The sequence below is a fragment of the Arthrobacter sp. E3 genome, assembly GCF_017353415.1.
Taxonomy (GTDB): Bacteria; Actinomycetota; Actinomycetes; order Actinomycetales; family Micrococcaceae; genus Specibacter.
Window position 1 is genome coordinate 43,051 of record NZ_JAFMPX010000006.1, and the last position, 20,500, is coordinate 63,550.

Below are 20,500 nucleotides of genomic sequence, written 5' to 3' on the forward strand. Positions count from 1 at the left end.
GGGGCCATGTTGCTGACAAAATTCACCCACGCCTGTATCCGACTCGAGCAGGACGGACGGGTCCTTGTCCTTGATCCGGGAATCTTTTCCGAATCCGCCGCCGCCCTTGAAGGTGCCGACGCCGTGCTCATCACACACGAGCATGCCGACCACTACGACCCTGCGGCGCTCACCCAAGCCCTGGCAGATTTATCGGAACTGACCATATACGCCCCTGCATCAGTGGTCCGCGACCTGCACTCACATGCCCCAGAGCAGTCCGCCCGGGTGGTGGAGGCTGCGCCTGGCGACAGTTTTGCGGTGGCCGGTTTTGCCGTGCAGTGCTTTGGCGGCCAGCACGCGGTCATCCACCCCACCATGGCCGCGGTGGCCAATGTGGGCTACCTGATTGACGACGTCTACCACCCGGGCGATGCGCTGATTGTTCCGCACGGGGTCAGTGTGGGAACGCTTTTGGTTCCGGTCCACGCGCCCTGGTCCAAGGTGTCCGAAGTGGTTGACTTTGTGGTCTCGGTCAGGGCCCCGCATGCCTACCAGATCCACGACGGGCTGCTGAACGAACAAGGGCTGGCTTTCACCGAATCCCACATTGAACGTATTGGCGGCCTGCACGGGGTGAAGTTCCGCCACCTGCATCCCGGGACATCGGTGGAAATCTAGGATGCTTGCGGTCCCAGCGGTTTGTGGGCCTGAGAATCAGCCTTGCCAGGGCCCGCCGGCAAAGAAGTTGTTGATCGCCGCCAGATGCGGGGCCGGGTCCAAGCCCCTTTCAGACAACCAGTCAGGGTTGTTGTAGCTGCCCGCGTAGCGTTCGCCGCCGTCGCACATCAACGTCACGATGCTGCCCTTTTCTCCGCGGGCCACCATCTGCGCCACCAATTGCCACACACCCCACAGGTTGGTGCCGGTGGAAGGGCCGGCGTGCATGCCGGTCAACTCCGAAAAGTGCATCATCGCCGCCACGGAGGCGGCGTCCGGGATGACGGACATGGCGTCGATGACGCCGGGGACAAAGCTGGGCTCCACGCGCGGGCGGCCGATTCCCTCAATGCGGGATGACGTGCCGGTGACAGTTTCGGGGTCGTGGTTCTTCCACGCCGGGTAAAACGCTGAACCTTCGGGGTCAACCACCAGCAATTGCGTGTCGTGGCCGTGGTAGCGGATGTAGCGCCCGATCGTGGCGGAGGTGCCGCCGGTGCCCGCGCCGACCACCACCCAGGACGGCTCGGGGAAGCGTTCGTGCCCCAGCTGGCTGAAGATTGATTCGGCAATGTTGTTGTTGCCGCGCCAGTCGGTGGCCCGCTCAGCATAGGTGAATTGGTCCATGTAGTGGCCATCGCACTGCGCGGCAATGTCCGCCGCCGCCGAATACACTTCATCCGCCTTGTCCACGAAATGGCAGCGACCGCCAAACTGCTCGATGAGCGCAATTTTTTCCGGGCTGGTGCTGCGGGTCATGACAGCCACAAAGTCCAAACCCAGCAAGTGTGCAAAGTAGGCCTCGGACACTGCCGTGCTGCCGGAGCTGGCCTCCACCACCGTGGTGCCTTCATTGATCCAGCCATTGACGAGGGCGAACAAGAACAATGAGCGGGCCAGCCGGTGCTTCAAGCTGCCTGTGCGGTGGCAGGACTCGTCCTTCACATACAAGTCCAACCCCCACTTCTCCGGCAGTTCTACCTTGTAGAGGTGGGTGTCGGCTGAGCGGTTGCTTTCCGCTTGGACCGTGCCAATGGCGCTGCGCGTCCAGGCCCGGGTCGCTGCCGGGTGGCGGGCTGCGGTGTCGGTGGCTGCTAGGGAAACGGGGGTTGCGGCTGCGGAGTTCATACTGCCAAGTGTAGGCTTGCCGCGTCGGACCGCAGCAGCTGTGGCAGTGCAGGAAACTTGGATGAAGGAGTCCCATGACCGTCTTGATGAGTGTTGCCGCGCTTAGTGCCCGCATGAACAGCGGCGCCCGCACTGTTGTGTTGGATGTGCGTTGGGCGTTGGGGGATCCACACGGGCATGACCACTACCTGACCGCTCATATTCCTGGTGCCGTATATGCTGACATGGACACTGAACTTGCCGCCCACGGCCTGCCGGCGGAAGGTCGCCACCCCTTGCCCGCTGAGGCAGACTTTGCCGCCTCGGTGCGCCGTTGGGGCATTAATGCACAGGACACGGTGGTGGTCTACGACGACGCAGGTTCCGCCGCCGCCGCCAGGGCGTGGTGGCTGCTGGGCTACGCCGGGCTCCCGGAAATTTACCTGCTCGACGGCGGATTGGCAGCTTGGCGCGCCGCCAGCCTTCCGCTCTCCGCAGGTGAGGAATCAGCCCTGCCAGGAGAAGCCGTCGTGCGTTTCGGGTCCAAAGGAACAATTGACGCCGATGGTGCCGCCAGCTGGGAGGGGATTCTGCTGGATGCTAGGGCAGGGGAGCGGTACCGCGGCGAAGTCGAGCCGATGGACCCCAGAGCCGGGCACATACCGGGGGCCGTAAGCGCCCCGACGAGTGAAAACTTGACTGCGGAAAAAACGTTCCTGCCAGCAGAACAGCTGCGTGCGCGGTTTACGGCCCTGGGCGTGGAACCGGACACCGCCGTAGCCGTGTATTGCGGGTCCGGAGTGACGGCTGCGCACCAAATTGCGGCGCTGGAAATTGCCGGGTTCAAGGCGGCGCTATACCCGGGGTCGTGGTCGGCATGGTCGAACCAGCCGGGGCGTCCTGTTGAGACGGGAGCGAACGACGATATGCTAAAAGGCATGACTGAAGTAAAGGCCTACGCCGCCAACTCTGCCACGTCCGGATTCGCGCCGAGCACCATTAAGCGTCGTGAACCAGGCGCCCACGACGTCGAAATTTCCATTGAATTTTGCGGCCTGTGCCACTCAGATGTGCACTCGATTCGCTCCGAATGGGGACCTGCAAAATACCCGCTGGTCCCAGGACACGAGATTGTTGGCATCGTCAGCCGCGTCGGTGATGCCGTGGAAGGCTTCAGCGTTGGTCAGCGCGTGGGCGTTGGCTGCTTGGTGGACTCGTGCCGGGAGTGCGACTCCTGCCTTGAAGGATTTGAACAATACTGTGAAGGCGGCAACGTCGGCACGTACGGGGTGGCGGACCGGCGCAATGGGGGCGGCATAACCCAAGGCGGCTACTCGCAAGCCATTGTGGTGGATGAGAACTATGTGCTGCGCATCCCCGAGGGCATGGACCCGGCCGCAGCCGCGCCGCTGCTGTGCGCCGGCGTCACCACGTATTCGCCGCTGAGTTACCTTGACGTTCAGGAAGGGGACAAGGTGGGCGTTGTGGGCCTGGGCGGACTGGGCCACATGTCTGTCAAGATCGCCAAGGCACTTGGCGCCACCGTCACCGTGTTCACTACGTCCCCTGACAAGGAGGTGGCGGCCAAGGATCTAGGGGCCGACGCAGTGGTGGTTTCCACCGACGCAGCCCAAATGGAGGCCGTGAAGGGGTCACTGAACGCAATCCTTGACACCGTGGCAGCCGTGCATGACATCAACGCCTATCTGCGCACTCTGGACCGCGACGGAGCCCTCATTCAGCTGGGGCTGCCGGCCACTGACATGCCTCCGGTGGACCCGGGCTTGCTGATCCGCAAGCGTTTGGCTTACGGGGGATCGGTTATTGGCGGCATCGCAGAAACTCAGGAAATGCTTGATTTCTGTGCCGAGCACGGCATTGTCTCCGACATTGAGATGGTCACCGCCGCGGACCTGGACAACGCCTACGACCGCATGGTTGCGGGGGACGTGCGATACCGCTTTGTCCTTGACAACAGCACTATCTAACCTGCGCCACCAGCTGGACTGCACCAGCAACTAAGCAACCTGCCAGCATAGTTTTAAGGAGCAATTCTTGAGCACCCTGTTTACGAAGATCATCAATGGCGAGATTCCCGGGCGGTTCATCTGGCAGGACGATGACTGTGTGTCGTTCCTGACCATCGGCCCGTTGACGGACGGGCATGCCTTGGTGGTGCCGCGTGTGGAAGTGGACAAGTGGACGGATGCTGCCGCAGAACTGGTGTCCAAGCTGATGACCGTTGCACAGATTGTTGGTCAGGCACAGGTGGCAGCCTTTGGAGCGCCCCGGGCCGGGCTCACCATCGCCGGATTCGAAGTGGAACACCTGCATGTGCACGTGTTCCCCGCGTACGGGATGGAAAACTTTGATTTCGGCACGGTGGACAACCATCCTGATCCTGCTGCCATGGACGCCAACGCCGAAAAGCTGCGCGACGCGCTGCGTGCGGCCGGCCACGGTGAGTTCGTTCCGGGAGAATAGTTCAGTGAGCGGGCCTGCGGAGACCCAGGATTCCAGCGCGGGCACTGTAGTGGATGTCACCCCGCGAGTCACGCCGTCGCCAGTTTTGGGGCCCTAAAAGCCGTAATATATCGAAATGTTGGCGGCATATTCCTCCCAGAATGGTTGAATATCGCGCGCTAGTGTCTACCCGCTATGGATGCCACATGCCCCATTCCGTATGACGTGCGCAGGATTAGCGGTGCGTCAATTGCGTCATGTCAAGCCCGTTTCCCCGCATTTCCAAGCCTTCCTGCTGGCCGGTATCGTTGAACCCTGTTAAGTTCAAAGACAATATTCTCCGCGGACGGGAACTCGATCGATGACGGAAAAAAAGGCTTCTGAGCAGGTCAAAGACGACGATGATCATCTGATTTCAGATGATCATCCCGTCCTGCAAAAAATTGAGGAAAACTACCCGCACGACATTCATCCGGGGCTTGTCCCTGGTATCTCGGTGGATGAGCAGCGCATTAAATACGGCACTGACAGGCTCGTTTTTACTTTGGCCGCGGTGCTTATTCTGGGATTCATTGCCTGGGGTGTCATCTCTACTGAATCACTGAAAAGCGTTTCGGATGCCGCTTTGAGCTGGGTGGTCCAGAACACCGGGTGGCTGTTCACCTCCTTGGTGTCGCTGGTCCTGGTCTTTATGATCTTCCTGGGGTTCAGCAAATACGGCCGCATTCCATTGGGTACCGATGGCGAGAAGCCGGAGTTTTCCAAGTTTTCCTGGATTGCCATGATGTTCTCAGCCGGCATGGGTATTGGCTTGTTCTTCTTCGGACCCTACGAGCCACTGACATACTTCATTACCCCGGCGCCCGGAACTGCTGAGCCGGAAACCTATGAAGCCATTCACAAGGCCATGGCACAAACCATCTTCCATTGGGGTCTGCATGCATGGGCGCTGTACGCCCTCGTGGGTGCAGCGGTTGCCTACGGTGCGTATCGCCGCGGCAGGGTTCCGTTGATGAGCTCGATTTTCACCAGTCTGTTTGGGAAACGTCAAACAGAAGGTGTCCCGGGGCGTCTGATTGACATGTTCGCGATTGTCGCCACACTCTTCGGTACCGCAGCCTCGCTGGGCATCGGCGCACTCCAAGTGGGCCGCGGAGTTGAAATCGTCAGCGGCATCGGAAAGCTTCCCAACGCGGGATTGATCGTCATTATTGCCATTCTGAGCGCCGCATTTGTGGCCTCAGCCGTGTCCGGTGTTGGACGCGGAATTCGTTGGCTTTCCAACATCAACATGTCGCTGGCCCTGGTTCTGGCCACTTTCATTTTTGTTGCCGGACCCACCCTGTTCCTGCTGAACCTGGTGCCGGCTTCGCTGACCGAATACCTCTCCGAGTTGCTGCACATGATGAGCAAGGGACCTTCCTGGGGTCCTGAAGCTGCAGACTTCTCCGGCGCATGGACCGTCTTTTACTGGGCATGGTGGATCTCGTGGTCACCCTTCGTAGGAATCTTCCTTGCACGCATCTCCCGCGGGCGGACGCTGCGCGAATACGTGCTGTACGTGTTGGGTGTTCCCACAGTGGTGTGCGCACTGGCCTTCAGTGTCTTCGGTGGAACGTCCATGTGGCTGCGCATGAACGGCGCCGACATTGGTACCAACTCCTCACCACAGGACCTGTTCTTTGCCATGCTCGATCAGCTGCCGCTGGCGCAGCTCACTCCGTTCCTGGCCATGACCTGCGTTTCGATCTTCTTCATCACGTCCGCTGACTCGGCGTCCGTGGTGATGGGAATCCTCTCACAGCGAGGCAAGGCGGAACCCGACAAGAAGGTTGTTGTGTTCTGGGGACTGGCAATGATGGGCATCGCCGTCGTTATGCTCCTTGTGGGTGGAAACACCGCTTTGGAGGGCCTGCAAAACCTGATCATTGTCTCGGCCTTGCCGTTTGCCATCATCTTGCTGCTCATGATGGTCGCCTTCGCCAAGGACTTGCACACGGATCCGATGATGATCCGGCAGGAGTTTGCCGAGCAAGCCATCGAGAACGCTGTCAAGGCCGGAATTGATGAACATGGTGACGACTTTGCCCTCACCATTGAAAAGGCGGCAGTTGGGCATGGTGCCGGGGAGGACTTCAACTCCCATGGAAGCGACGTCACGGAGTGGTACCAACGCCATGATGAGGAAGGCGCGCCCGTCGACTACGACTACAAGGCTGGCGAATATGCCGACGGGTGGGTGGCAGCAGATGCTGCAGTTCACGAGTCGCACGAACCAGCAACTGATTCGAAGCCGGCTCCAGAGCTGCATGCCGACCAGGAACCCGAACCGGATACGGGCCTTGTGAAGGCATAGCCCGCCCGCGTGGCTCCGCGGAGATCAGTTCTAAGCCCGATCGCCGTAACAGGCTCGATCACCGAAAATCGGTGGGCGAGCCTGTCTGTGTGCCGGCGCTGCTAGGGGTGCACGAGGATCTTCACGGCAGTGTCGTTGTGGTTGATGAGCGTGTCAAAGCCCTTGTCGATCAATTCGTCCAACGCAATGCGGCCGGTGATGAACGGCTTGAGATCGATCTTCCCGTCTTGGACGAGCTTGATGACTGCCGGATGGTCGCGTACGTAGGCAATGGTTCCGCGCAAGTCGATCTCCTTCAGCACGATCTTCTGCATGTCCACCGTTGCCGGACGGCCCCAGATCGAGACGTTGACCACCACTCCGGCGGGCTTGACGACGTCGAGCATGGAATCCAGCACAGCGTTCACGCCCGCGCATTCGAAGGCGCCGTCGGCACCCACGCCGTTGGTCAGTTCCAGAACCCGGGCTGTGACGTCATCCTGGCTGGGATCCAGGACGTAGTCGGCAACGCCTGAAGAAATGGCCTTGTCCTTCCTGGCCTGTGACAGCTCAGTGACGATGGTGGTCACACCCATGCCCTTCAGCACGGCTGCGGTGAGCAGGCCGATGGGTCCGGCGCCTCCAACCACTGCGAAGTTGCCAGCCACCAGTCCGCCTCGAACCACAGCATGATGGGCTACGGCCAGAGGTTCAATCAGGGCGGCCTCATCCAAGGGGATGCTGCCCACGGGGTGAACCCAGCGGGCATCCACCACGACCTTCTCGCTCAGGCCTCCACCACCGCCGGCCAAGCCGATGAAGCCCATCTTGGTGCAGAGGTTGTAATTTCCGGCCAGGCAGGGCGGGCACTCGTTGCAGACAAAGTACGGTTCGACGACGACGCTCTCACCTACGCGCAGGCCCTCCACACCGTCGGCTATTTCCTCGATGGTGCCCGAGAATTCATGCCCCATGGTGACGGGCGCTTCCTCTGTGCTGAGCGGATGGGGGTGGCCTGGGGCTGGGGTGAAGATGGGCCCTTCAAGAAATTCGTGTAGGTCGGTGCCGCAAATGCCGCACCAGGCGACGGCAACCTTCACTGTTCCCGGGCGGAGCGCCGGCTCTGGGATGTCTTCGATTCGGAGGTCCTTTTGTGCGTGGAAACGTGCTGCTTTCATGACTTGCCACCTTGGGTTCGGTTGTACGAGGTCGATTTGAAGATCTGCCGGCATCGGCATCAAAATTGACCATATCCCGGGATTCCAGCCCCGGCATGGGGCTTTCGTCCCGACTATTGGTGCTTTCTGGGCGTCACCGCCTGAATCCGGACAATAGCGTTCGGAACAGTGTGGCGCGTGCGCTCGATGCCGGATGTCCACATCTACTGAGGCTGCAATCAGTCTCAGCCAGTTCCGTATAGGGACCGGGACCGAGGACTTGTCACTGCACACCCGATGAAGGAAGCACATCCAACTTCTTTTGTAGTGGCGCGGGCACTCCTTTCAATCGAGTCCAAGCAGTGAAATAATCAAGTTATGAATAGGTTACGAAATGCGCAGTTGGTCTCTGCCATCGTCTTCCTTCTCGCCGCCGTGGCTTTCACTTTCGAAGACACTGGCATCTATTGGGCGTGGAGTGACACACCCGTTGTGGGAGCGATTTTGGTCGTCATCTCGCTTATTTTCTGGGTGTTCTTCGTGTTGAACATGCTAAGAACCCATCGCACCGAAAGCCATGAGTAGTCGCGTGAGCCCTTCCCCTCTGGACACGTGGAGACACTGAAGTCAGCTTCAGGATTTCCTGGTACGACCCCGTTGGTTTTCCTGCGGAAGGCTTGGGGCGGTGTCAGTTTTAGCGATGCTACGTATTCATCGGTTCTCTCCCTGCCTGTGGAACCAGACAAAGCGGACGCTGGCTGCAGCGATGAAGAAGAACAAAAAGCCAAGCAACCCCATGCCGATCACGCTATAGCCCACACCATAAGGATCGATTAGCAGGGGTCACGACCAGCAAAAGTAGCCGCTTTAGTCAGCTCCCTACCCTAGGAGGTTCCCCTGAGAAACGTCACTTTTGCGAATCACAAAAACGACTATATTGGGCTTAGTTGTCTTATGCTCAGGCCTTCCGAAGGACAGGGTTCCCGTATTTTCGAGGATGACAGCGAAGTGGCTGGCTTGAAGCCAGGAAAGCGACACTTCGGCACCAGCGAATCGAGCGATGGGAACCACTGATTCTCAGCATTGTGTTAATCGATGTAGGCGTCAGGATTGTCAGTCGTGTTGCCACAGAGCCGGCCGGGTGGTTCACTAAGCCTCTCCCCGCAACAGGTGAGGTACCAGCCGCTGATGTGCAAGCCGCTGTCGAATCCACCGGCAATTGGATCGCGGCAACCATAGCCCTACCTGACGTACACACCGGACTCGATCTGATGGTTGCTGCTGGATTGGTCAACGATCTCGTGGGCAAGGGATCCATGGCCCTAATACTGCATCCTGGCGGGAAGTCTCGCGGTGTAGCGTGCGCACCTAGGTTCTCTGGCCCTGTTCCTGTATCCCGGACCACGTCTTAAAACCCTCAGCGGTCACTAGCGCCCGCAAGGAACCAACACGTCCCCGGTTAGCTGTCCCATAGAGGTTCCTCTGCGGACGCCTGGTGGCACAGCGTGCATCGAAACGATTATGACAGCGGGCAAGATGCCTAGAATATCCCTTTGCGTACGGACTTGCCGTTCATTGCCCCTGCAAGGCAGTCAAGCCGTCATGGCTTTGCCCAACGCCACCCGGATTCGCTTCTCGGACACCGAATAGGCCGTGCCCAGCTCCACCGCGAACAAGCTCACGCGCAGTTCCTCAATCATCCAGCGCACATGTTCCAGCGCAGCCGTGGACCGCTGCCCCGGCACCAAAGCCGCCATGGCGTCGTCGTACTCGTCTTCCAGCGCCTGCACGGCAGCCATCGACTGCCCGTCCCGTGCCACATTGCCGGGCAGCTTTTCCAGCCGCCGCTCAATGGCAGTCAGATAGCGCGGCAGCTGGCTGAGCTGGGCAAAGCCGGTCTTGGCCACAAAACCCGGGAACACGAGCAGGTCCAACTGCTGGCGGACGTCGTTCAGTGCACTGATCAGCGGCAGGCTCGAAGAGGACTTCAATGCCTTGTCTATGCGCAGTTTGGACGCCAGCACACGTTCGACGACGGCCGTCACCGAGAACACCGAGTCAAAAAGTTCAGCCCTGACGACCTCATACAACGCATCAAAGTCTTGCCTGTTCCATGGCAGCTCGGCCGGAGTGAGCTTGTCGATCGTGGCAAGCGTGCAGTCGGCAATGAGCTCCGTGACGCTACCGTGTGGGTTCTGGCTGAAAGTGAGCTTTTCCTTGTTGCTCAAGTGATCCAGCACGTACCTGTCGGGGGAGGGCACGCGCAGGGCGAGCAGCCGGATCACGCCACCGCGCATGGCCAGATCCTGGGCCGCCTGACGCTGGAACACGCGGACTCCCGCAGTTTTCCCCTCGTCGACCAGGGCCGGGTAGCCGGTGACGGTGTGTCCCGAGACCAGGCGCTTGACCTCCCGCGGCAGCGCGCCCACGGTCCAGTCGGTCAACCCGGAGCGTTCGGCTATGCCTGAGGTGGTCTCCGCCGCCACTGTGCCCGGCCCGGTGGTCCCGGGACGGGACTTGCCAGTTTTGGTGGAGCCCCCTGTCGCAAGCGGTATCCGCCCGGCCTGCGTCGTTTTCGGAGTTGCTCCGAGCGACTCGGCAATGGCTCGGCGGGTGGCACCGGCCAGCTTGGCCTGGAGATCGGAAAGGTCCTGGCCCTCATCCAATATGCGGCCATTCTTGTCCACGACGGAAAACGTCATGCGCAGGTGTGTGGGCACGGCGTCCCAATTCCAGGAGCCGGGCGGAATGATGTGCCCCTTGATCCGGCGCAGCGCCAATTCAAGCGACGGCTCCAGTGCGTCTACCGACGGGTTGAAGTCAGCGGCCAGTGCTGCGGCAGCCTGGCGAGCCACATCCGGTGCCGGGATGAAGTTTTTTCGCACTGCCTTAGGCAGCGATTTGATGAGCGCTGTGACCAGCTCGGCCCGCAGCCCCGGAATCTGCCACCTGAAAGGAGCTTCGTGCAGCTGGTTCAGGAACAACAGCGGCACTTGGACACTCACGCCGTCGGACGGGTTGGGGGCTGAACCTGGAGCCGTGGGGTGGAACTCGTAGGACAGCGGTAGCTCAAACTCGCCCTGCATCCAAATCTTCGGGAATGCGGCCTCGTCGAGTTCTGGTTCCTCGGCCATGACCACATGGGTGTCAAAGTCCAGCAGGGCCGGGTTCTGGTGCCGGGCGTCCTTCCACCACTTGTCAAAGTGCCGTTCGGAGACCACGTCGTGGCCGATGCGCTCATCGTAAAAATCAAAGAGCGTCTCGTCATCCACGCGCAGGTCGCGACGGCGCATGCGGGTTTCCATTTCCTCGACCTCGGCCAGCACGGCCTGGTTGCGGTGGAAGAACTTGTGGTTGGTGTGCCAGTCGCCCTCCACCAGGGCATGGCGGATGAACAGCTCGCGGCTGAGTTCCGGATCGATCCGTCCATAGTGGATGCGCCTGTCTGGCACGATCGGCACTCCGTACAGGGTCACCTTCTCATGCGCCATGACCGAGCCCATTTTCTTGGACCAGTGCGGCTCGCTGTACGTGCGCTTCACCAGATCCGGGGCAACCTGTTCGGCCCACAACGGGTCAAACTTGGCCGCCACCCGGGCCCAGAGCCGGGACGTCTCCACCAGTTCGGCGGCCATGACCCAATCGGGCGACTTCTTGAACAGGGCTGAGCCCGGGAACACCATGAATTTGGTTCCACGGGCGCCGGCGTATTCGCGCTTGCGCTGGTCGTAGAGTCCGATGTGGCTCAGCAGTCCGGTCAGCAGCGACATGTGGATCGCGTCGTGGTTGGTCACCGGGTCAATGTCCTTGCCGGAGACCTTGATGTCCAGCGACTTGCCCATCTGCTTCAGCTGGGCGAACAGATCCTGCCACTCACGCACACGCAAATAGTTGATGAACTCGGCCTTGCACAGACGCCGGAACGCACTGGAGGAAAGCTCAGCCTGCTTTTCCTTGATGTAGCGCCACAGGTTCAAAAAGCCGGTGAAGTCCGAGTTCTCGTCCTGGAACCGCTTGTGCTTTTCCGTGGCGAGCTGTTGCTTGTCCGTGGGGCGTTCGCGCGGGTCCTGGATGGTCAGCGCCGCGGCGAGCACCATGACTTCGGCTGCGACGCCGCGCTTGGCGGCCTCCACGATCATCCGGCCGAGCCTCGGGTCCACGGGCAATTGCGAGAGTTGGCGTCCGACGCCGGTGATCCCGCCTTGGGCATTTACGGCGCCCAGTTCGCGCAGCAGCGTCACGCCGTCGGTGATGGCCCGGGAATCCGGGGGCTGCACGAACGGGAACTTCTCCACGTCCTTGGGCCCCTTGGCCACGCCCATGGCCGTCATGGCCAAGATGACGGCCGCCAGGTTGGTACGCAGGATTTCCGGGTCGGTGAACTCGCTGCGGGCGTTGAAGTCCTCTTCGGAGTACAGGCGGATGCAAATGCCGTCCGAAACACGCCCGCAACGTCCCGAGCGCTGGTTCGCCGAGGCCTGTGACACCCGCTCAATGGGCAGCCGCTGGACCTTCGTCCTGTGCGAGTAGCGCGAGATTCGGGCCGTACCCGGGTCAATGACGTACTTGATGCCCGGCACTGTGAGGGATGTTTCGGCAACGTTCGTGGCTAACACAATGCGCCTTCGCGACGCCGGTGTGAACACGGCATGCTGCTCGGCCAGGGAGAGGCGGGCAAACAAGGGCAGGATCTCGGCATTGCGCAGCCGCGGGTTTGTTTTAACACGGCCGTGCAGTGCGTCGGCGGCGTCGCGGATTTCACGTTCTCCGGAGAAGAAGATCAGGATGTCCCCGGGCGCTTCCTTGGACAATTCGTCCACGGCGTCGCACACGGCGTCCAGCGGGTCTCTGTCCTCTTCGCTGTTGCCGCCGTCCCGTTGCCGGTCGGTGAAGCGACGGTCCGCAGCCGGGGCGTGTTCGTCGTCGTCCTCCTCTTCAGCTCCGGATGCGGGTCCTGAGAGCGGGCGGTAACGGATGTCCACGGGGAACGTGCGCCCGGAAACCTCAATGATGGGGGCGGGGCCGTCTGCGGAGGAGAAGTGCGTGGCGAAGCGCTCGGGGTCGATCGTGGCCGAGGTTATGATGACTTTCAGGTCTGGGCGCTTGGGCAGGATCTGCCGCAGGTAGCCGAGGATGAAGTCGATGTTCAGGGAGCGCTCGTGGGCCTCGTCGATGATGATGACGGAGTATTTGCGCAGCAGGCGGTCGCGCTGGATTTCCGCCAGCAGGATGCCGTCGGTCATGAGCTTGATCTTCGTCTGCGGGCCCACGTGGCCGGTGAAGCGGACCTGGAAGCCCACCTCTTCGCCGATCTTCACGTCGAGTTCGCTCGCGATGCGTTCGGCGACCGTGCGTGCGGCCAGACGGCGCGGCTGTGTGTGGCCGATCAAGCCTTTCTCGGCTAGGCCCAGTTCCACGCACATTTTCGGGATCTGGGTGGTTTTTCCGGAGCCTGTTTCGCCGGCAATGATGGTGACCTGGTTGGCGGCGATGGCGGCCATGAGGTCCTCGCGGCGCTCCGAGACGGGGAGCGTGGGCGGGTAGCTGATAGTGAAAGTCATGGTGCCTTACAGTTTATGCGCTTACCGTCTCCCCGTTGGCGGCTCGAGAGGTGCGTGGGCGTGCCTTCACCGCACATACGCAGGTTTTCTGCTCATGCGGAGGTTTCTTGCTACTTGTAAGCGGGCAAGGTGCGTTTATGCGGCAGGGGGCCGGTTGCCCCGGCGCACTGCTGCGCGAATGCCCAGCGCTGATCTGGCTGCCAGGACAAGAAGCACGACGCCGGTAAGTGCCAGTGCTGCTCCCACGACGACCGTGGCGATGCCCCAGCCATGAAGCGAGGACAACGCCGCCATGGCCCGCCCTGCGACGATGGCCGTGCCACCCAGATAACCCAAGAGGATTCCCGTGGTGATCCTGAGCAGGACTTGAATTGCAACCCTTCGCCAACGGCTGTCAAGGGCCGCCATCCCGGGGTTGGGCAGGGAAGGGTTGCGGGAAATACGTACAAAGGCCAGGAACGCCGATCCAGTCAGGAGCACGGCCACCACCAGCAGCGGTACTCCGTAGAACCATCCAGGGTACGGGGTGGCAGCGGATGATGCGTCTGCGCTCACCAATCGCAGCACGCGGTGCCGGCCAAGTTCGTCGGGGGACGAGGTCAAACCTGCAGCAACAATGAGGGCGGCGTACGCCAGCAATACGACGATGGGCAGGGCGAAAGACCAACGTGAGGCGAGCATCCGCGCCGTGGGAGCGCTCCCTGCGGGGCCGGCGCCTATGGTTGCCGGTTTTTGCGACGGTAGTCGATGGGAGCCCGGTGCCTTGGCGGCGGGGAGGGCCGAGAACAGCAGCAACCCGCCGCTGGCCGACAACCCTGCCGTGAGGGCAAGTGGCAGCCCCACTTGTCCTGTCAGGCCGATCGAAGCGCGGAGCAGGGTAAGGAACATGACAATGGCAAACACCAGGGCGGCCACCGCACGAATCTGGGCGGCGAGCATGGCCCTGTCTTCGGCATGTTTGGACGACGCCGCGGAAGCTGGTCCGGTGCCCAGAGCGCGTTGTGGCTTCCGGCGAGAAATCCAGGATGCGACGGCGGAAACGGCCATGGCGGCGAGGAGCAGCACAAGGGCCAGGGCAATCATGCGTGTCATGGAAAAGCCTTTCGGGTACTGCCCAAGTGTGGCAGGACGGTGCATTGACGGGTTAATTCACGCACGTACTTCAAGCATTAAAACGGTGGCTTTGGAATGGGCCAGATGTTTCTTGCGGTACGCACGCCGCGCCCAGGGTGGGACTTGAGAGCCAAGGCTCGTGACCGACGTCGTACTGGGACTGAAGACTGGAAAGATGGAGGAAGGACATTGGAAACCTTCGCGCTCGCAGGCCGGAAATTTCAGCTCTGGAAAGCGGTTGAGTCCAGTGCCCTCGAAGACCGGCCCCCTTACGACGCGGCGCATCGGGCTATTGACGTGGATCCTGCACATTTGCTGTGTGTGGTGGACGATCCTGACGGTGCCGTGGTGGCAACAATGCAGCTCACGAGCGACAACTCACGCACCGACGCAAACAGCTTCTACGAATGCCTCGGGTTTAGCCGCTCTCACGCCGGATTCAAGCTGCAACTGGGGTAGAGCTTGGCGCATGTGGATGCGGAAAATAGTTATCCACAATTTGGCTGCGGGGCCTGTTTTCCAGGTTGAATGTCCGTGGTGTTTCATAGAATGGGAGTATCAAAGGATGTTGGAGTAACCGTACAAAGTTTCTCTTTTGGTTACCGGGAACTCTCGCTGGATGGACAGGGAGGTGGGAGGCATGGCAGCACGGGAATGGTTCTTTACCAGCTCCAGTGATGCGTCCGGTGCCAACGGAGCGCCCCGAGGGGAGACTGCTGTGCAAGCGAACGGCGGTGCTGCTGTGGTTCCGTGTGAGTCTTTGTTGGTGGCGGGTGCCAGCGCACTGGAACAGTGCCAGAACTTTTTCAACCCAGTGGTCTTGGCGCAGCTTGATGCGGCCCTGGCGAGTGAACTTGCCCAACAAGCCCGGAACCAGGCGGAAGAATCCGCCGGTGCGGTGGAGCAGGCAATCCGAGAGGGGCGCAGCACCGCAGGATTGATCCATTTTGCCCGGAAGTCGTCTAGAGATAAGTCGGCCGCCACGAAGGCAGATGCACGGGCATCCCTTGCCGCAACCGTCGTCACGTCCTTGGGCGGAACTGTCGCGGAAAGTGGATTCGACCCTTCTGTGGTGGACCAGGTCAACGGCGCCGCCCCGATTGATGTGATCGAGCGCCTTGAACAAGTGAAAAACGCCATGTCGGCTGTGCAGGCGTACGCCCAAACAATGTTCGTCGCCCAGCAGCGTCTTTCCCAGGCCAGGCTGGGGGTGCCCAAGGAAAAGCTGGGCACCGGGGTTGCTGCACAAGTGGCGCTGGCTCGGCACGAATCCGCACACCGCGGACGGCAGCTGTGTGAACTTGCCGAAGTCCTGGTGCGGGAGATGCCCTGCAGCATGCACGCCTTCGCGACTGGAAAGATCAACGAGTACCGGGCGTCACTGGTAGCCAGGGAAACCGTGTTTCTGTCCTTGGCGGACCGTGCGCGCGTTGACCAGGTTGTCTGCGGCGACCCGGACGCCGCTGCGCTCCTGGGCAGCCGTGAATTGGCTGCGGCCAGTAGGAATACCGCCTATGGGCTTGATCCGGAGGCGTTCGTGAAGCGTCATGAAAAGGCGGTTGGCGACCGTTATGTCTCACTTCGTCCGGCGGCAGGCGGCATGACGTTTTTGACGGCATTGATCCCGCTGAAACAGGGGGTGCGGATTCTCGCCACACTGACGCGGGTTGCGGACAGCGCCAAAGCCTCGGGCGACCAGCGCGGGAAGGGCCAACTCATGGCCGATGCACTCATGCATCGACTCATCCAGCACGCCCCCTGTGATGAAGGGGCGGGAACGCTCAGCGGTCACCGAGGCATGCCAGTGGGAACCGGGAATGGAGCGGGGGCAGGGAATAGAGCGGGTGGAGAGCGCGCGGATGGATCGCGTGCGGGCGGTGGAGAGAGTAGCGGCGAAGCCTCAGACACCTCCAAGACTGCGGCCGCTGCAGCGGCCGCAGAAGGTCACCGAGAGCCGGTTCAGGATGGCCGCACCGGGGCTTCGCGGGAGCCGTGGTGCACCACGGTGAACGAGCCGGACATTGCCCTTGAGTTGGTCATGACCGACCGTTCCCTGTTCGGCAGCGAAAACGATCCGGCAGTGCTTGTGGGATATGAAGCCATCCCGGCGCCGTTGGCCCGCGAGATGATTCTTGGCGGCGGCGGCGGCAATGGCAGTGGGCATGGCAGCGCTGATTGTCGTGGAGACGCCAACAAATCTCGAGTATGGCTGAAAAGATTGTTCACTCATCCGGAGAGTAATTCGCTTCTGGCCATGGACTCGAGAGGAAGACTCTTCCCGGAGGGAATGAAGGAATTCCTTCGGGTACGGGACCAGCGCTGCCAAACTCCCTACTGCGACGCTCCCATCAGGGAGTATGACCACATCAAGGCCTATGCGGCGGGCGGACCCACGATGACTGACAATGGGCAAGGGCTGTGCACTGCCTGCAACCAGGCGAAGGAAGCTCCCGGCTGGTCTTCGCAACGGGACAGCCACCCCAGCACGGGCTTGCCGAGCACTGACGTGGGCACACCAACAGGTCATCGCTACATTTCCACCGCACCGCCCCTGCCTGGACACTCCGGCCGTAAACCCAGTCGCAGGGCCAACAGGCGGTGCTGAAGTGTAATTCATTCATGTGCAATTCTCGGCTATGCCAAGCGGACTGCCCGCATGACCTCGTCATGGACGGTGATGGAGGCGCCGTCGTGTCCCTTGTCCAGTCTGGGCCGGGATTCGGCAACTTCAACCCTCCACCGGGCGGGTTCCAGCTTGGCGGCGGCTTCACTGGCCGTGAAGAAGAGCTCTGGATTGTCGGGGCGGTGGGCTCCAGCCAGGGCGTCCGATGCCGAGTGCCCCACAATCAGCAGGGTGCCGTCGAGCGCAACAGCTGCCGCAAGGTGGTGGTACACGCGCTCGCGGTCGTTCCAGGGTAGGTGCATGAATTGGGCGTTGACGAGGTCAAAGGAAGATGCCTGGGGAGTCCACAGCAAAAGGTCATGGTGCTCCCAAGCAATGGAACCGGCCAGCGGCAGTGTAGCGGCATGGTCGCGGGCCCGACGCAGGGCAACACTCGAAATGTCGACGCCGGTCACCTGCCATCCCTGCTCAGCCAGCCACACGGAGTCGGCACCTTCTCCGCAGCCAACGTCAAGCGCGCTCTTTCGCGCAGCGGTGGAGGTTATGTTCAGCCTTGCGATCTCGGCCACCAGCTGCGGGTTGGGGTTCCCGCTCCATACGGAGCCCTTGCCGCCGTAGCGTTCATCCCAAAACTCTTCATCAAAAGCCCGTGTCATGAGTACAGGCTATACCGGCGCAATATTTCCATAGGGCTGCCACAGGCGGGGTCCGTTGCTGAATTTCAGCCCAGTACTCCATGATTTCCCGCAGTCCGAGCCTGGCCAATACCCGGGTGACTGCGTTTTGGCCTTAGTCTCACTCAAATAGAGTTCGGCACCTATCTTCGGGGTGCTGCCGGTGACCGGGCTGCTGCCGCAACGAATTTGGGTTGCCGTCACGCGGGCATATCCGGCAGGGCCTGGTGCGTGGCAACGGCGAGCCGGTTCCACACGTTGATGGCCGCAATGGCCATCAAGAGCATCGGCATTTCCTTCTCTTGGAAGTGTGCGATGGCGGCCTTCCAGACATCGTCCGGGACGCCGTCGGCACTGATCAGTGTGACGGCTTCGGTGAGGGCAATGGCAGCCTGTTCACGTTCGGTATACAGGGCGGTGGCTTCACGCCAGCCAGCCAAGACGTCCAACTTGCGCTGGTCGACGTTGGCAGCCCGCGCTTCCTTGGCGTGCATGTCAAGACAGTAGGCGCAGCCGTTGATTTGGGAGGCCCGAATCTTCACCAATGCCAGCAAGTCTTCCCCGAGGGGGCCGCCGTGGATGTACTTTTCCATGGCGAACATGGGCTGGTATGCGTGGGGGTCGACCTGTTGGATGTTCATGCGCTCGGTGGTCATGATGCTGCCTCTTCTATATTCCTGGCGAACCCTGTCGAATTTCCTGTGAAATGTTTCCCATAGGTTCCATTTCAGCTTCTCGCTCTTGGGATATTTGCGCAAGGTGTGGGCATTGAGGACTGCCGATCAGGTCACTGGTCCTTCGTGTGCTTGATCAGTTCCTTGTACCAGTAGTAGGAATCCTTGGGTGTGCGCTTTTGGGTTTCGTAATTCACATGTACCAGCCCGAAGCGTTGGGAGAAGCCTGCGGCCCACTCAAAGTTGTCCATGAGTGACCAGTGGAAGTAGCCGCGAACGTCCACGCCGGCATCCATGGCGGCCTTGAGTGCGCGGAGATGGGAATCGGTGTAGTCGACCCTGCGCTGGTCCCGCACCCGTCCGTCGTTGTCCGGGCCGTCATTGAAGGCGGCTCCGTTCTCAGTGATGTAGATAGGCGGAAGTTTGTCCCCGTAGCGTTCCTTGAAGCCCACGAGCAGTTCCGTGAACGCTTCGGGAACCACAGGCCAGTCAAAGTCCGTGCGCGGGTACCCAACAAGTTCCCGCAGTGAGAACGGCAGGGAGGCATCGAGTTCGTGGCCGTCGACGAGCGCGGCCTCCACGGAGGTAGGAGCGCCAACGAGCGTGGGATTGTAGGAATTGATCCCGTACCAGTCGAGGGGTGTGGAGATGGTGACCATGTCCGACTCCGGCACGGTCGGCAGGAAAGGTGCCAGCTCCGGGGGATAGGCTCCTGTAAGGATGGGGTCGGCGAAGATCCAGTTGGTGATGTTGTCGTATAGGCCTGCAGCTTGCAGGTCTTCCATGCTGTTGCTCGCCGGCCACGTCACGGCATGGTTGTTGGCGATGCCTATATTGGAGGCCCCACTGGAGCGCAGGGCCTGGACGCCGAGTCCGTGGGCGAGCAGCAGGTTGTGGGCCGCAGGAAGAGCATCAAAACCCAATTCAAGCCCTGGGGCGTGGATCCCTGCACCGTAACCAAGCATGGTGACGACGACTGGTTCGTTGATGGTGATCCAGCGCGGGATCCGGTCGGCAAAATGCTCGCCGACGATCCGCGCATACTGGCCAAAGCGCTCGGCAGTGTCCCGGTTCAGCCAGCCACCGGCCTGTTCCAGTTCCAGCGGGGTGTCCCAGTGGAACAACGTAGGGCTGGGGGCGATGCCAGCTTCGAGCAGGCCGTCAACGAGCCTGTCGTAGAAGCCGAGCCCTGCCGGGTTCACGGGCCCCGTGCCACCGGGTTGGATGCGCGGCCAAGCGAAACTGAAGCGGTAGGAATCAACGCCCAGCTCCTCCATGAGGTGGATGTCTTCCGGATAGCGGTGGTAGTGGTCGCAGGCGATGTCCCCCGTGTCCCCACCCAGCACCCGTCCGGGCTCGGCCACAAATGCATCCCAACTGGAGGGGCCCCTGCCATCCTCAGCAACGGCTCCTTCGATCTGGTAGGAGGCGGTGGAGACGCCCCATGCAAAGTCGGATGGAAAACGGGGGAATGCCGGCTTGTCCATGGAGGCCTTTCGTAGAAGCATCGCACACGGTTCATTGACTTCCTTGGCCACGAGCTTCACGGATGGGGTCACGGAAGTCAAGGGACGCCGTCGGTGCCTTAGTCTGCCGGACACCGGATTCTCGCCACTGAGGCGGGCGAGTCGCGAGTATTCGAACAAACCCTTACCCTGCGGCCTGACATCGAAGTCGTTGGCCTCGGCATGTCCGGAACCAGCTACTGCATCGCGTCGGCATCGGAACCGTGTACAAGGACCGGTTGCTGGACACCGGTCACTTCCTGCGAGCACCGGCGGGTGCGTGCTGTGCTCACGCAACGCGAAGCATGGCGGCCATGAGAAATCCCATACACCGGTCACGCTGCCCTAGCTGTTCGTGCCATCACGCGAGCCACTTGCGGAGGTCGCTGAAACGTAGTGGAGCAGGAACAAAAATGGTGCCCGGCCCAGCGAACTGATTCGCAAAGCCGGACACCATCACAATGTGCCCTCGATAGGATTCGAACCTACGACCTTCCGCTCCGGAGGCGGACGCTCTATCCCCTGAGCTACGAAGGCTAAGGCAACCGTGGTTGCCGAAGGGAACGAGAAAGAGCTTAGCAGGTGCGGG

Annotated in this window: 14 protein-coding genes, 1 tRNA gene and 1 pseudogene; 8 read left to right on the plus strand and 8 right to left on the minus strand. The window is 61.1% G+C overall.

What is annotated here, in order from left to right; genetic code table 11:
- Nucleotides 1-6 precede the first annotated feature (6 nt).
- Nucleotides 7-660, plus strand: a complete 654-nt coding sequence (locus JMA46_RS04410) for an MBL fold metallo-hydrolase (protein ID WP_207344082.1) — start codon at nt 7-9, stop codon at nt 658-660.
- A 36-nt stretch (nt 661-696) separates the two neighbouring features.
- Here JMA46_RS04410 and JMA46_RS04415 read toward each other — a convergent pair whose 3' ends face one another.
- Complete coding sequence (locus JMA46_RS04415) at nt 697-1,827, minus strand: PLP-dependent cysteine synthase family protein (protein ID WP_207344083.1); 1,131 nt, start codon at nt 1,825-1,827, stop codon at nt 697-699.
- Nucleotides 1,828-1,913: 86 nt separating this feature from the next.
- On the opposite strand from JMA46_RS04415, the pseudogene JMA46_RS04420 reads away from it, so the two are divergent.
- The 4 genes and pseudogenes from JMA46_RS04420 to JMA46_RS04435 all read left to right on the plus strand — a co-directional run.
- Nucleotides 1,914-2,681, plus strand: a pseudogene (locus JMA46_RS04420) (sulfurtransferase); the annotation flags it as partial.
- Between the two features lie 63 nt (nt 2,682-2,744).
- Nucleotides 2,745-3,794 carry an NAD(P)-dependent alcohol dehydrogenase gene (locus JMA46_RS04425; RefSeq protein ID WP_207344159.1) on the plus strand — a complete coding sequence of 350 codons (1,050 nt, stop codon included), beginning with the start codon at nt 2,745-2,747 and terminating at the stop codon, nt 3,792-3,794.
- A gap of 67 nt (nt 3,795-3,861) precedes the next feature.
- Nucleotides 3,862-4,290: an HIT family protein gene (locus JMA46_RS04430; protein ID WP_207344084.1), complete on the plus strand. Its 429-nt coding sequence runs from the start codon at nt 3,862-3,864 to the stop codon at nt 4,288-4,290.
- A gap of 340 nt (nt 4,291-4,630) precedes the next feature.
- Entirely contained in the window at nt 4,631-6,625 is a 1,995-nt protein-coding gene (locus tag JMA46_RS04435; protein ID WP_207344085.1) for a BCCT family transporter, read from the plus strand.
- Nucleotides 6,626-6,726: 101 nt separating this feature from the next.
- Here JMA46_RS04435 and JMA46_RS04440 read toward each other — a convergent pair whose 3' ends face one another.
- Nucleotides 6,727-7,782, minus strand: coding sequence for a 2,3-butanediol dehydrogenase (locus JMA46_RS04440; protein WP_207344086.1), 1,056 nt, complete (start codon nt 7,780-7,782; stop codon nt 6,727-6,729).
- Nucleotides 7,783-8,139: 357 nt separating this feature from the next.
- Between JMA46_RS04440 and JMA46_RS04445 the strand changes: the two genes are divergently transcribed.
- Nucleotides 8,140-8,346, plus strand: a complete 207-nt coding sequence (locus tag JMA46_RS04445) for a hypothetical protein (protein ID WP_207344087.1) — start codon at nt 8,140-8,142, stop codon at nt 8,344-8,346.
- Between the two features lie 1,007 nt (nt 8,347-9,353).
- Here the strand turns inward: JMA46_RS04445 and hrpA are convergent.
- Together hrpA and JMA46_RS04455 are read right to left on the minus strand one after the other, a co-directional pair.
- Complete coding sequence (gene hrpA, locus JMA46_RS04450) at nt 9,354-13,322, minus strand: ATP-dependent RNA helicase HrpA (RefSeq protein ID WP_207344088.1); 3,969 nt, start codon at nt 13,320-13,322, stop codon at nt 9,354-9,356.
- A 135-nt stretch (nt 13,323-13,457) separates the two neighbouring features.
- Nucleotides 13,458-14,414, minus strand: coding sequence for a hypothetical protein (locus tag JMA46_RS04455; RefSeq protein ID WP_207344089.1), 957 nt, complete (start codon nt 14,412-14,414; stop codon nt 13,458-13,460).
- Nucleotides 14,415-14,624: 210 nt separating this feature from the next.
- On the opposite strand from JMA46_RS04455, the gene JMA46_RS17085 reads away from it, so the two are divergent.
- Together JMA46_RS17085 and JMA46_RS04465 are read left to right on the plus strand one after the other, a co-directional pair.
- Nucleotides 14,625-14,894: a hypothetical protein gene (locus JMA46_RS17085; protein WP_247647042.1), complete on the plus strand. Its 270-nt coding sequence runs from the start codon at nt 14,625-14,627 to the stop codon at nt 14,892-14,894.
- Nucleotides 14,895-15,075: 181 nt separating this feature from the next.
- The gene (locus JMA46_RS04465) at nt 15,076-17,040 is read left to right on the plus strand and encodes an HNH endonuclease signature motif containing protein (protein WP_207344090.1); all 1,965 of its coding nucleotides are present in this window, start codon (nt 15,076-15,078) and stop codon (nt 17,038-17,040) included.
- A 29-nt stretch (nt 17,041-17,069) separates the two neighbouring features.
- On the opposite strand, the gene JMA46_RS04470 is transcribed toward JMA46_RS04465, so the two are convergent.
- From JMA46_RS04470 to JMA46_RS04485, 4 genes are all read right to left on the minus strand, one after another.
- A complete protein-coding gene (locus tag JMA46_RS04470) occupies nt 17,070-17,714 on the minus strand; it encodes a class I SAM-dependent methyltransferase (protein ID WP_207344091.1) in 645 nt (214 codons plus the stop codon).
- A gap of 218 nt (nt 17,715-17,932) precedes the next feature.
- Nucleotides 17,933-18,388, minus strand: a complete 456-nt coding sequence (locus JMA46_RS04475) for a carboxymuconolactone decarboxylase family protein (RefSeq protein WP_207344092.1) — start codon at nt 18,386-18,388, stop codon at nt 17,933-17,935.
- Between the two features lie 131 nt (nt 18,389-18,519).
- Entirely contained in the window at nt 18,520-19,965 is a 1,446-nt protein-coding gene (locus JMA46_RS04480) for a GH1 family beta-glucosidase (RefSeq protein ID WP_348770058.1), read from the minus strand.
- Nucleotides 19,966-20,375: 410 nt separating this feature from the next.
- Nucleotides 20,376-20,448, minus strand: a tRNA-Arg gene (locus tag JMA46_RS04485).
- Between the last annotated feature and the right edge of the window lie 52 nt (nt 20,449-20,500).